The organism is Leptospira harrisiae, assembly GCF_002811945.1.
Classification (GTDB): domain Bacteria; phylum Spirochaetota; class Leptospiria; order Leptospirales; family Leptospiraceae; genus Leptospira_A; species Leptospira_A harrisiae.
Map to the genome: position 1 here is coordinate 62,064 of NZ_NPDX01000004.1, position 11,743 is coordinate 73,806.

Consider the following 11,743-nt stretch of genomic DNA (forward strand, 5'->3'; position numbering starts at 1 on the left):
TCTAAATTGATTCAAATAAATCCAAGGTTGTGATCAAACTGAATCACTAAGTATAGTTTTGTATTCACCGAGTCTGGTTCGGATTCTATCGTTAATTCCGTGTTTGGCGCACTCTGCGATGACTCGAACTGCATTTTTGACTGCAAGAGCATTGGAAGAACCATGACCAATCATACAAATCCCTTCCACACCAAGTAGAAGTGCTCCGCCGTATTCCGCATAGTCTAAACGTTTTTTCACAGCGTTAAAAGTTGATTTTAAAAGTAAGGCACCCGTCTTTGCAAGGCTTGACTGTCTGATGGAATTTTTTAATACATTAAAAATAGATTTCGCAAGTCCTTCAGTTGCCTTAAGAACAATGTTCCCAATAAAGCCATCACAAACCACAACATCCACTTCACGGCCACCACCATAAAGGTCACGACCTTCCACGTTTCCTACAAAGTTAAATGGTATTTTTTTTAAAAGATCGAAGGTTTTGACAGAAACCGTATTTCCTTTTTTGTCTTCTTCCCCATTGGAAAGAATACCAACCTTAGGATTTTGGATTCCAAAAAGTTCACGGGAATAAATCTCTCCCATCACTGCAAACTGAGCTAAGTATTCAGGTTTACAGTCAACATTGGCGCCAGCATCTAACAGAAGTACGGGTGGTCCTTCCTCTCTGGGAATATGCGCAGCGATAGGTGGCCGCAGAACGCCTGGTAGGCGACCAAGATGTAATAAGGCGGCAGCCATAGTTGCACCAGTGTTTCCCGGAGAAAACACACCGACACATTCTTTGTCTGCCACTAAACGAACTGCTTTGACTACGGAAGAATCCTCCATAGCGCGGACTGCTATCGAAGGAGAATCATTCATACCGATGATCTCGGTAGAATGAATGACACGGACTTTCTCAGTGTCATAATCAAATTTTAACAGGATATCAAGTAACTCTTGTTCGTCGCCAACGAGATAAACAGACAGCCCGAATTCTCGAACTGCCATTACCGCGCCCTCGACGATACCTTCGGGGCCGTAATCTCCGCTCATCGCGTCCACGGCGACCCACATAATGGTTAGTTATCTTCGGTCGTTTTTTTAACTTTTTGAGCGACTACGAGTTTTCCCTTATAAAAACCGCAATAAGGGCAAACACGGTGGGATAGAACAAATGATCCACAATTGGAACACGGGTTTAAGTTAGGTTTGCCAATCGCGTGATGGGCTCTTTTCGTTCTAACTTTCGATTTTGATTTACGTCTCTTTGGGACTGCCATGGCTATCCTCTATGGAATTATAACTGGTTTTTACTATGTTTTGGAAAACGAATGTGAAAACAATATTTTAATTTTCTAGGCTCTCGATAAGAGACCGTAATTCGGTGTGTTTGTGATAAAAAGAGGAGCGATTGCATACCAAACGGGCCGTACTATACAAAATCGACTCAAATTCCTTCAGACCATTGGCTTTTAAGGTGCCACCAGTAGAAACTAGGTCCACGATGCAGTCAGAAAGGCCCACGATAGGAGCAAGTTCTATTGATCCATAGAGTTTGATGATTTCGCAGGAAATCCCTTTGGAGAAAAAATATTCACGTGTTAGGTTCGGGTATTTTGTGGCCACTCGCACTTTGGAACGTTTGGCAAAAAGATCAAAGTCGGGAAAGGAGGCGAGAGAGAGCCTACAGGCTCCTAGTTTCAAATCCACAGGGGCAATGAGATCAAATCCCCCTTCCTTTAGAATGTCCCAACCCACAATGCCGGCATCAGCAGCGGCTTCTTCCACATAAGTGCAAACATCTTGGGATCTGACAAATAAAAGGCGGAGGCGTTTGTCTTCGGAGACGAAGGTGAGTTCTTTGGAACCCTCGGATGGTAATGTTTTTAACCACCCTTTGGATAACAAAAGGACCGCAGTTTCTTCGGCAAGCCTACCTTTCGGAAGAGCCAAAGTTAACATAGGTTAGTTTTTCCCGAGTTTGAGGAGTAAATAACTTGAGAGAAGTTTGACATCTTCCCCAGACTCCGCTCCGTCTAGTTTGACTGCTTTTTCAAGATACTCTTTAGCGGCAGCTTTATTACCATTTAGGTAAGACAAACGACCTGCTTGGTAATAAGCCCAAGCTTTGAAACCATTGAGTTCGCGAGCAGGTTCAATCACAGTCGCAGCAATCTTATAATTTTCTAAAGATTTTGCGTTGTTTTTTTCTTTTTCGCGGTAATTTCCAGCAATGTAAAAATAGAGTGCTTTGATTTCTTTGGGTGTATCAATTTTTTTAGCAGCATCTTCAAGATAACCGGCTGCCTTTCCAAATTCCCCTTTTTCTGCATATAGCTTAGAAAGGTCCTTCCAAACACGAAGTTCCATTTTACCGGTACTTTGGTTTTGCAAAAAAGTTTCCAAACTTTGGATCTGAACATCAAGACCAGCTTTTGATTTCTGTTGCGTGAGTTTCAAATCTTCGAGTGTTACCGTTTCTTTTTCAAATAGATAAGCACGGTATTCGAAAAATCCAATCACAACAGCTAACACAACAATGGCGGAAGAAAGGCTAATAAAAACAGACTTACGATTCCGTGCCAAAAAATGTGTGAACTTTAAAAAAATGAGTTCGGATTTGGAACCTTCAAAATCAGCGAACTCATCCTTTTGGATGAGTTCTGCTTGTTTTTTATGTTCGATTTGGTTTTTTTTATGAAACTTATCCATGGACCTATCGGTTTTGGTTTAAATTCATAAATGAACCGATGGATTCACGAGAAGGTTGGTTGTCTTCCTTCATGTATTTAGCCATCTCTTCACGTTCTACTGCTTTATCAAAATCTTTGATAGAGAGAGAAATCTTCTTATTGTTAGGTTCGATTTTGACAACAACTGTGCGAACGGAATCGCCCACTTTGTAAAGATCTTCTAACTTGATGTTACGACCATCAGGAATTTCAGAGATGTGAACAAGGCCTTCGTAACCTGGTTCTACTTCTACGAACACACCAAAACTCACGATGGACTTCACACGACCTTCTACAAGTGTACCCGGTGGGTATTTTTTGCGAAGAGCTTCGTATGGATGTTCTGAAAGTTGTTTCAGACCACAGCTGATTCGTTGTGCATCTAAGTTGACATCAAGGATTTTGTATTGAACCGATTGGCCTTTTTTAAGGAGGTTTAACGGATTCTTTTCTTTTTCATCCCAAGTGATGTCAGAGATATGAATGAGTCCTTCGATTCCACTTTCTACTTCAACGAAAGCACCGTATTTTGTGATTCCAGTGATTTTACCTTCGAGAACATTTCCAGCACGAACGTTAGCAGAGAGAGCTTCCCAAGGGTTAGGAAGGAGTTGTTTGAGTCCGAGTGACAAACGTCTTGCCTCGAAATCAATGTCCAAAATTTCCGAATCAACTTCTTGGCCTTTTTTCAAAACATCTTTAGGATGTGGTGGTTTTTTTGCCCAAGAAAGTTCTGTGGTATGGATGAGACCCTCGAGTCCTTCTTTGAGTTCTACGAAAGCACCGAAATTGGTAAGTGAGGTTACGATTCCGCGAACCACCATTCCTTTTTCGAGTTCTTTCTTTGCCCAAATCCAAGGATCTTCGTAAAGTTGTTTGATTCCAAGAGAAAGTTTATTGTTCTCTTTATCCACTTCTAAAACAATCACTTCGACTTCGGCACCGATGTTGAAGTATTGTTTGAAAGGAGCAAATTTTTTATAAGAAATATCGTTTTGGCGTAGAAGTCCTACCACTTCGTAAACAGAAAGGAAAACACCAAAGTTGGCAATTTTCACAACCTTTCCGTTCACTTTGTCCCCTACTTTTACTTTGCCGAGGAGTTCTTCCCACTTCTCTCCATTGATTTCGTCGAGGAGAGTTTTGCGAGAAACCACACCGGTTCTTGTTTTTTCGTTGAGTTCAATGATTTTGAATGAAAACTCTTTTCCACCTTCAGTGGATTCTTTAAAACGGACACCTACGTGAGAAGCAGGTAGAAAAAGTTGAATGCCTTCGCTTTCAACTAGGTATCCTTTGTTTTTCACTTCTCCGACAATTTTACCAGAGAGAGGGTATCCGTTTTGACTTGCGTCTTTGATGGTTTCCCAACCAACTCTTTGGTCCGCTTCTTTTTTGGAGAGGACACAATATCCGTCGACCCGCTTCTTAATGATCGCACTGACTTTCTCACCGCGTTTTGGCGTTTCCGAGAAGTCTTCACGTGAGACACGAGCTTCCAATTTTTCTCCAATATCAAGGAAAACAGTGTCACCAATGACATCGACTACAGTCCCTTCAATGAGGGTACCTTTTCCTGCGGAGTTTTCTTGTTCTTGTGCTTGTGATTGCGATTCCCACTTCTCTAATAATTCGCCGAAGGAAGTGGTCTCATTTTTGGGGGAGGATGGGTTGGTTGAATTCAATGGTTACCGGGATACAAAACCTAGATTTGCCCAGAGGATGAAACCTTGGACAGGATAGTATTTAGGACAGTTTCTGTGTCGAGGGTGCTCGTGTCAATTAGGATTGCGTCGGAAGCCTGCTTCAGGGGGGCCACAGTACGGGTGGTGTCACTTTCGTCCCGAGCCACAATTTCGTCTTTGATGTGGTTTAGGTCGGCTTTGAAGCCTTTTGCAACTAATTCATCGTATCGGCGTTTGGCCCTCACTTCCACAGAGGCAGTCAGAAAAAATTTAAATTTTGATTTTGGAAAGACTTCTGTCCCAATGTCCCGGCCGTCCATCACCAATTTGTGAGTTTTTGCGAATTCTCGGATGTGGTGGTTTAGGATTTCGCGGAAAGCACGTCTTGGTGCAATGTAACGGATTTTTTTAGTGATCTCCGGATCACGGATTTCCAAACTTATGTCTCTTTTACCAAGAAACATTAAATTTTCACCAGTAGACGAAAGTTCACAATGTACGGGAATCTTAGCCACAGAAAATCCGAACTCTGCTTCGTCTTTTTCTAGGAGTGTGGCATCCGCTAATTTTTCTGTGTAAAACGGAAACTTAGACTCATCCTCTTTTGTCTCAAGAAACTTTTCCCATATAGCGAGAGTTAACGCCCTGTAAAAGGCGCCTGAATCCAAATATAAATACCCAATTTTATGCGCTATCATTCGTGCGAGTGTACTTTTTCCTGAGCCGGCAGGCCCATCGATGGCAATGACTTTTTCTATGTTCGATAAACTCATGGTTTTATATTCTAAAACTAGAACAGGATTTGATTTCGTCCAGAGGAATTCTTGAGACAAAGAAAGGCTAACCGGCGGTAAACGAATTTACCTTGACATCAAGTTTTTCCTCCCTAGTGTAGCGACACTCAGGCGGAGCAATAGTGAAATTAAGAAATCGCAATCTTGATCCTGAACGAATTGCCGACTTCGAATGTTTCCGGAGTGGGATCTTAGAACTCATCGTTGGGAACTCTCCACTTCCTGACGTACTCAAAGAAATTGTATTGGGAATTGAAACTCTAAACCCCACAATGATTTGTACGGTTGTTCTCATCGAAAATTCAAAAATTAAAATCGGTGCGGCCCCTTCTCTTCCCAAAATTTATAACGATTCCATTGAAGGAGTCACCATTGGGCCTGAAGCCGGTTCTTGCGGAACAGCGGCATACACTGGCAAACGAGTCATCGTAGAAGATATTGGAACCAGTCCTTTATGGAAAAATTACAAAGACATTGCGCTTAGCGTAGGTTTGTATTCTTGTTGGTCAGAACCCATTCACTCTCACACGAGCGAAGTGATTGGAACCTTTGCGATTTACCATCATGAAATTGCCAGTCCCACTGAGTTCGATATTTTTATCATAACGGAAACAGCAGACCTTGTTAGCATAGCCATTGAGAAATCTATTGTATCTGAAAAACTGACTGAAAGCGAAAGAAGGTTTCGAGATTTTTTCGAAAAGAACTCTTCTGTTATGCTCATCATTGAACCAAATTCTGGGGACATCATCAATGCCAACCAAACAGCAGTTCAATTCTATGGATATACTCATGAAATCCTAACGACAATGAAAATAGATGAAATCAATGTTTTACCTCCGGAAGATGTAAAAGCGGAAAGGTTGCGAGCCCTCGCAGAAGAAAGAAGTTACTTTTCTTTTCCACACAAACTTGCCAATGGAAACATCAAACAAGTAGAAGTTTATTCCACTCCAATAGAAACAAGTAACCGCCATTTACTTTTTTCTATTATTCATGATGTCACAGAAAGAAAAACTGCCGAGGAAAAAGTAAAGTCTCTGCTTTCAGAAAAAGAAATGATTTTGCGAGAGGTTCATCACCGGATCAAAAACAACATGACCATTCTGTACAATCTTTTAGATTTGCAAGCGGGTTCCCAAAAAAACGAAGAGATCCGAAATTCATTAAAAGATGCGACAAGCCGGATCAAAACCATGTCACTTCTTTATGATAAATTATATTTGGGAAAAGCTTTTCACGAATTACTTTTAGATGAATACTTAATACCATTATCAGGGGAAATCATTTCTTTATTTCCCTATCCGGTAAAACTCATTACAGAAATTGAAAGTTTACAATTGTCGGCAGAACAACTTCAGGCAATTGGAATCATCACAAATGAACTGCTTACTAATAGTTTAAAGTATGCAAGAGATTCTTCTAGAGAGTTGGAAATTCAAATCAAAGTTTGGACTGAAGACTCAAACTTTTTTTTGCTCATTCGTGATAACGGAAAAGGATTTGATCCTCAAATGAAAAACCCAGAAAACCTGGGTTTTGGTTTGACCTTGGTGACAATGTTAACTAAACAACTGAGCGGTGAACTCACATTTCACGGAGACACCGGTGCAGAGTATAAAATTAAATTTCCTATGGTGAAATCCCATCCTTAACTGCTGGGAAAGTGTATCGAAATCTTTTTTTGGAATTACCTAAATAAGCAAATTCCATTCGAATGGTTTCAATATGACTGGAATCATTTCCACCATCCAAATACAATCGAACTTCTTTCTCCATTGTTTTTCGATAGAAATAGTTTTCCTTAATGTAATTGTACATTTGCAGATATAAAACCTGGTTTTCTTTAGATAATTTAGGATTGACTTTGTCTGCATTTTGACTGGCAAATCTTAACTTTCCATTCAGAAAATGTAAGTTAGATGAAAACAAATAATTCAGAGGATTTGTTTGGTCCATCTGGATGATGAGAGGAAGTTTTACTAAATTACAATTCCAATAGAATCTAAGTGTGGGTTCTTCTAAATTTACATCTTTCCAATAAAATTCTAATTCATTCTTTTGGCCACAAAACTCATTCGATTTTTCATCTGAATTAGGAAGTCGAATCGAAGTTTTTGGAAATGCTGAAAATACCAATTGGTTTTTACTTATATTCGAATACACTCCGTGTGGAAGCCAAACTTTGTTTTCTAGTTGGATAGCCAAAGCCTTTGCACGTTCCTCTCCATTTCTCTTTTTTACTTCTTCGTAGAGAGAGTTAGAAAGTGTATTGATAAACTCTGGGAAAAAACGATCACCTGCATTGGTTTTTGCGATTGTTTGAAAAATAGTCACATCAGCTAACTCACTTCCAACCAAGGTTCGATACTGCCAAAGTAAAGAAGGGATAAAGGCAAAATCTTTTTTAAAATCAGATTCGATGGTGACATCATATAAACCAATTTCTTTGTCCAGGCGAAATGAAGAAACTATCAGCTGACGTTTGACTGCTTCACATGTTTTGTGTGTATACAATTCAGGATGATCCAAAAGAGAAGCTGCATAATAGTCAGAAATTCCTTCTGCAAGTGAACGTCCAATGGCATTGTTTCCAAGATACTTTCCTGTAATCAAATGAGTGTATTCGTGATAAATGGAATCAGGGCAAGAGGCAGTGTCTATGATTCGCTCAAACGCGAATGTTCCGAAAACAGGTAAATCCCATTTAGGAGCAAACCACAATTCACTGGTCCAGCTTCCATTGGTTTCGGCTGGTGGGATAGTTAAGGCAGTGTTTTTTAATGAAACCTTGGAATCATAATAATCTGTAGGAGAATAAGCAAACGGTGCATCCACTCGGATTCGAACTTTCGGGTTAAATTCTGTAATTTTATCTTTTGTTCCCGAGCTAATTGCAATGGATTTAAACCTAGATTCAATTTTACGAAGTTGGTATCCTAAAGTCAGCAACTTCAAATTCCCTTCGACTTGTTCCAGTGGAATTGGTTCCTGTTCTAACTTGGAATAAATCGAAAAGTTTTCTAATATATAATGTGTTTGTGATTTGAGTCCGAGGTCTTCGAATGTTATGTTCTTATGTACGAACTGTTTGCGATCCCCTTCCCAATCTAAAACTTGGTTTTCTTTTTTTACATCTGCAGTTAGGTTCACACCGAAGAGGAATGTAAAAATAGAAAGTAAGATGTAACTTTTTTGTTTCGAATGATTTTCGCGAAACTCTAAACTCTTCATTTTTTATACTCTGTTGGTTCTATTGGTTACAAAGAGATCTTGTTTCTTATTCCATTTTGAATGGATAGAAACAAGATCAATAAGTTTGTTTTATAGTAGGAAAAAGGATTAGAATCCAAGTCCTACGGAATCATACATCCCACCAGAAACTACGTTTCCAAATCCACCTGTATGAATGAGCAAACCAACAACTGCTACAACAGTCACAGAAGCTAAAACGTTTTCAAAAACTTTGAAATTTGTTCCATGTAGGTAGTTACCAGTTGATTTTTTTAATTGAATGGAAGATACAATCCCTTCTAAATCTTGATCAAGAGTTCCTGCGAATTCAGCATTTTTGATTTCTCTGCTGATTCTTACAAACTCTGCGGGAGTGATATGAGCTTTGATATACTCATGTGCTTCTTTGTTTGTCATTCCATTAGTTACTAAAATTTTCGCTGCTTCCTTAACGTTCATTTGGTTAGCTGGTGCTGCAAATGCTGCTTGAGTGGCAAACACGATAGCGAGTACTAAACTGATTTTCTTTTTCATGGGATTATCCTTTGAATCAAATTTGTTCTTAGCGGAATTTTTCTGAACTCCCCTCTCAAACTTGAATCCATCCTACTACGAAAAAGAATCCAAATCGTCTGGATCGATCGAAGTGGATTGAAAACTACGACCGAATGGATCGAACTGGATGTTTTTTCAGGTTTTTTTCTCTATATTCCCTTGGTGTGGTCCCTGTTTCCTTTTTGAAGGCTTCATTGAAGGTAGATTTGGATCCAAAACCCACATCATAGGCTATGGCAAGAAGGGAGCGATCGGGTTCTTTTTCAATTTTTTCCTTCGCTTCATTCACTCGGTAGAAATTTGTATATTGATAAAAGCTTTGTTTGATTTCTGTGTTTAAAAATTCGGAGAGTTGGTGGGAACTTAGGTCCATTCTTTCCGCTAATTCACGAAGACTTAATTTTTCTTCACGATATATCTTTTCTTTTTCGAATAAATCTTGAAGTTTGTTCCGAACCTGCTGATGGTCTAGTTTGGAAATTTGTGAAATCTTTGCTTTTTTTTCATCTTCTACGATTTTTCGAACTTCCAAAAAGAAATCTGGGTAACTTTGCCTCAGCACATATAAAAAACACAAAAAAATTCCGATCGCAATACCTGACAATTGGTGCGCAGTTTGTCCTCCCTTGGCCAAAGTAATGAGACCATTCAAAGATAATGCCAAACAAAACCCGACGATGAGAATACCGATTTTTAAAGTGTAATTGTTTCGAAACGTACTCCAACGGATTTGTTTGGATATCCTTCGAAAAATACGAAGCAAACACCAAATATAAATCAAAATGGTAGGCAAAACTAAAAATAATGGCCGACTTAAAAACGGATTCAAACCATTAGATTGGTTTTCTAAATAAATTGTTTTGTTCCAAAAATTCCAAAATACAATCAAAACAAATAAGAAAACCAAAGGAACAATTCGGTAAGAAAGCCTTCGAAAGGATCGGAATTTACCTTCCAAAATCGTTAGGAAATATTCATCGAGTAAAACACCAAGACAGGCAACAATTGGTAAATCCGTTAAAAAAAAGGGATACAGAAACTTGATTTTTCCTGAAGAAATTAAGTAAAAGTTAAATAATAAGTAACTTGTTCCGAGGAAGATGATTCCTAAGAGAATTTGTTTTCTGTTTTTATGATAACTAAAAAATTCTCCGATTGCATATAGAAATCCGAGTAATGCAGAAAACAGTAGGAAAAAATTTAAATATTCACCGAAATATTGGGAAGGAGAGAACATAAATACACCGCTTTAAAACCGAAGAACCACTTGATTGTTACAATTAGACGAGAAGTAGAAACGATCAATCATTACTACACGTTGATTCTGGAAGAAACAGAAATATTTTTCTAGAAAACCAAGGGTTCTAACCTTTGGTTATGTTAGAATCCTCTTACATGCGTTGAATTGATAAATGAAACATTCATTTTAAAAAGATTTGAGAATATCAAAAAACCCTGGGAAACTTGTGTCTACCCAACTTGTATCATCAAACGTAAGTTCGACACCCGAAAGTTTCGAAAGAATTGCAAAACTCATCGCAATCCTGTGATCCATAAAGGTTTCGATATGAGAAGTTTTGATTTCTTTTACTTCCCCAAATTCATACCCATCTTCGGATTCGTTTACAACAACTCCCAGCCTTTCGAGATTTGAAACCATCGATAAAATGCGATCCGATTCTTTCGCACGAAGTTCTTCCGCATGAGAGATTTGGAATCCACCTTCCGAAAATAATCCTGCAATTGTAAGGATTGGAATTTCATCAATGATAGAAGGAATCAAATCTTCAGTAATCACTGACCTTTTAAGTTTTGAAGGATAAACGAGCAAATCCCCGATCTCTTCACCACATTCTTGGCGTTTGGCGATGACTTCAATTTTGCCACCCATATTTTTTAAAACAGTGATGATCCCTACACGGGAAGGATTGAGTCCAATGTTACGAATGAGAAGAGGTTCTGTTCCTCCCACACAAAGTCCAAAAACGATATAAAAGGCTGCACTGGAAATATCTCCAGGAATTACAAACTTAGCCCCTTCAAAATGATAAGGAGGTTCTACAGTAAAATGCAGAGGAGAATGGTGTTTGATGTTCCCACCGAGAAATCGAATCATATTTTCTGTATGGTCACGAGAAACCTCTGATTCTTTGTAATCGATGGAAATCTCTGAAGCAAGGGTCGCAAGTACCAAAGCACTTTTGATTTGTGCCGAGGCAATCGGACTGGTATACGAATAACTTTTTAGTTGTTTGCCAGTCACTCGAAGAGGAGCCCGATCATTGCCTTCAACTGACACAATATCCGCACCCATTTCGCGCAGTGGATTCATGATCCTTGCCATAGGACGTTTGCAAAGCGAAGCATCACCAGTCAAAGTGGCATTCATTTGTGGAAGACCCGCAAGAAGTCCCGCAGAAAGCCTGATACCGGTTCCTGCATTGCCAAAATCCAGAACGCCAGCGGGAGATTTTAAGTTTTGTTTTCCTGGGCTTTGTACGGAATAACTTCCTTTCCCCAATGACTCCACCGAAAGCCCTAAACTGACAAAACAATTTAAGGTATGTAGGGGATCTTCTCCTTCTAAAAAACCATGAATTTCCGATTTTCCTTGGGCCAGTGCACTAAAGAGTACCGACCGATGCGAGATGGACTTATCTCCCGGGACATAAATTTCTTTTTTTGCACTTAATTTGATTTGGGGCTTCAACATGTTGTATTTTTCTAAAAAGTATTTTGCAATTTGGCGCTTCTTTAGTAG

At 39.2% G+C, this 11,743-nt stretch carries 11 protein-coding genes; 1 reads left to right on the forward strand and 10 read right to left on the reverse strand.

The window, feature by feature from the left end; genetic code table 11:
* Positions 1-33: 33 nt before the first annotated feature.
* The 6 genes from plsX to cmk all read right to left on the reverse strand — a co-directional run bounded on the left by plsX (position 34) and on the right by cmk (position 5,172).
* Complete coding sequence (gene plsX, locus CH364_RS13580) at positions 34-1,056, reverse strand: phosphate acyltransferase PlsX (protein WP_100744389.1); 1,023 nt, start codon at positions 1,054-1,056, stop codon at positions 34-36.
* A gap of 5 nt (positions 1,057-1,061) precedes the next feature.
* Positions 1,062-1,262, reverse strand: a complete 201-nt coding sequence (rpmF, locus tag CH364_RS13585; protein WP_015679024.1) for a 50S ribosomal protein L32 — start codon at positions 1,260-1,262, stop codon at positions 1,062-1,064.
* A gap of 67 nt (positions 1,263-1,329) precedes the next feature.
* Complete coding sequence (gene hisG, locus CH364_RS13590) at positions 1,330-1,944, reverse strand: ATP phosphoribosyltransferase (protein ID WP_100744388.1); 615 nt, start codon at positions 1,942-1,944, stop codon at positions 1,330-1,332.
* A gap of 3 nt (positions 1,945-1,947) precedes the next feature.
* Positions 1,948-2,694 (reverse strand): tetratricopeptide repeat protein, encoded by a 747-nt coding sequence (locus tag CH364_RS13595; protein ID WP_100744387.1) that lies wholly within the window; start codon positions 2,692-2,694, stop codon positions 1,948-1,950.
* Positions 2,695-2,698: 4 nt separating this feature from the next.
* A complete protein-coding gene (locus tag CH364_RS13600) occupies positions 2,699-4,399 on the reverse strand; it encodes a 30S ribosomal protein S1 (RefSeq protein WP_100744386.1) in 1,701 nt (566 codons plus the stop codon).
* A 20-nt stretch (positions 4,400-4,419) separates the two neighbouring features.
* The gene (gene cmk, locus CH364_RS13605) at positions 4,420-5,172 is read right to left on the reverse strand and encodes a (d)CMP kinase (protein ID WP_100744385.1); all 753 of its coding nucleotides are present in this window, start codon (positions 5,170-5,172) and stop codon (positions 4,420-4,422) included.
* Between the two features lie 143 nt (positions 5,173-5,315).
* Here cmk and CH364_RS13610 point away from each other — a divergent pair, with 143 nt between their 5' ends.
* Entirely contained in the window at positions 5,316-6,848 is a 1,533-nt protein-coding gene (locus CH364_RS13610; RefSeq protein ID WP_100744384.1) for a histidine kinase dimerization/phosphoacceptor domain -containing protein, read from the forward strand.
* Here the strand turns inward: CH364_RS13610 and CH364_RS13615 are convergent.
* The 4 genes from CH364_RS13615 to aroA all read right to left on the reverse strand — a co-directional run bounded on the left by CH364_RS13615 (position 6,826) and on the right by aroA (position 11,695).
* A complete protein-coding gene (locus CH364_RS13615; RefSeq protein ID WP_100744383.1) occupies positions 6,826-8,427 on the reverse strand; it encodes a hypothetical protein in 1,602 nt (533 codons plus the stop codon). The two genes, CH364_RS13610 and CH364_RS13615, sit on opposite strands and share 23 nt — an antisense overlap.
* Positions 8,428-8,535: 108 nt before the next feature.
* On the reverse strand, positions 8,536-8,961 hold the full coding sequence (locus tag CH364_RS13620; protein WP_100744382.1) for a hypothetical protein: 426 nt from the start codon (positions 8,959-8,961) through the stop codon (positions 8,536-8,538).
* Between the two features lie 124 nt (positions 8,962-9,085).
* The gene (locus CH364_RS13625; RefSeq protein ID WP_100744381.1) at positions 9,086-10,219 is read right to left on the reverse strand and encodes a helix-turn-helix domain-containing protein; all 1,134 of its coding nucleotides are present in this window, start codon (positions 10,217-10,219) and stop codon (positions 9,086-9,088) included.
* A gap of 189 nt (positions 10,220-10,408) precedes the next feature.
* The gene (gene aroA / locus CH364_RS13630) at positions 10,409-11,695 is read right to left on the reverse strand and encodes a 3-phosphoshikimate 1-carboxyvinyltransferase (RefSeq protein ID WP_100744788.1); all 1,287 of its coding nucleotides are present in this window, start codon (positions 11,693-11,695) and stop codon (positions 10,409-10,411) included.
* Between the last annotated feature and the right edge of the window lie 48 nt (positions 11,696-11,743).

Excerpts from the sequence above, each read along its gene's own strand:
- rpmF (WP_015679024.1), bottom strand. The coding sequence starts at position 1,262 with ATGGCAGTCCCAAAGAGACGTAAATCAAAATCGAAAGTTAGAACGAAA.
- CH364_RS13620 (WP_100744382.1), bottom strand. The coding sequence starts at position 8,961 with ATGAAAAAGAAAATCAGTTTAGTACTCGCTATCGTGTTTGCCACTCAA.
- hisG (WP_100744388.1), bottom strand. The coding sequence starts at position 1,944 with ATGTTAACTTTGGCTCTTCCGAAAGGTAGGCTTGCCGAAGAAACTGCG.
- aroA (WP_100744788.1), bottom strand. The coding sequence starts at position 11,695 with ATGTTGAAGCCCCAAATCAAATTAAGTGCAAAAAAAGAAATTTATGTC.
- CH364_RS13595 (WP_100744387.1), bottom strand. The coding sequence starts at position 2,694 with ATGGATAAGTTTCATAAAAAAAACCAAATCGAACATAAAAAACAAGCA.
- cmk (WP_100744385.1), bottom strand. The coding sequence starts at position 5,172 with ATGAGTTTATCGAACATAGAAAAAGTCATTGCCATCGATGGGCCTGCC.
- CH364_RS13615 (WP_100744383.1), bottom strand. The coding sequence starts at position 8,427 with ATGAAGAGTTTAGAGTTTCGCGAAAATCATTCGAAACAAAAAAGTTAC.
- plsX (WP_100744389.1), bottom strand. The coding sequence starts at position 1,056 with ATGTGGGTCGCCGTGGACGCGATGAGCGGAGATTACGGCCCCGAAGGT.
- CH364_RS13625 (WP_100744381.1), bottom strand. The coding sequence starts at position 10,219 with ATGTTCTCTCCTTCCCAATATTTCGGTGAATATTTAAATTTTTTCCTA.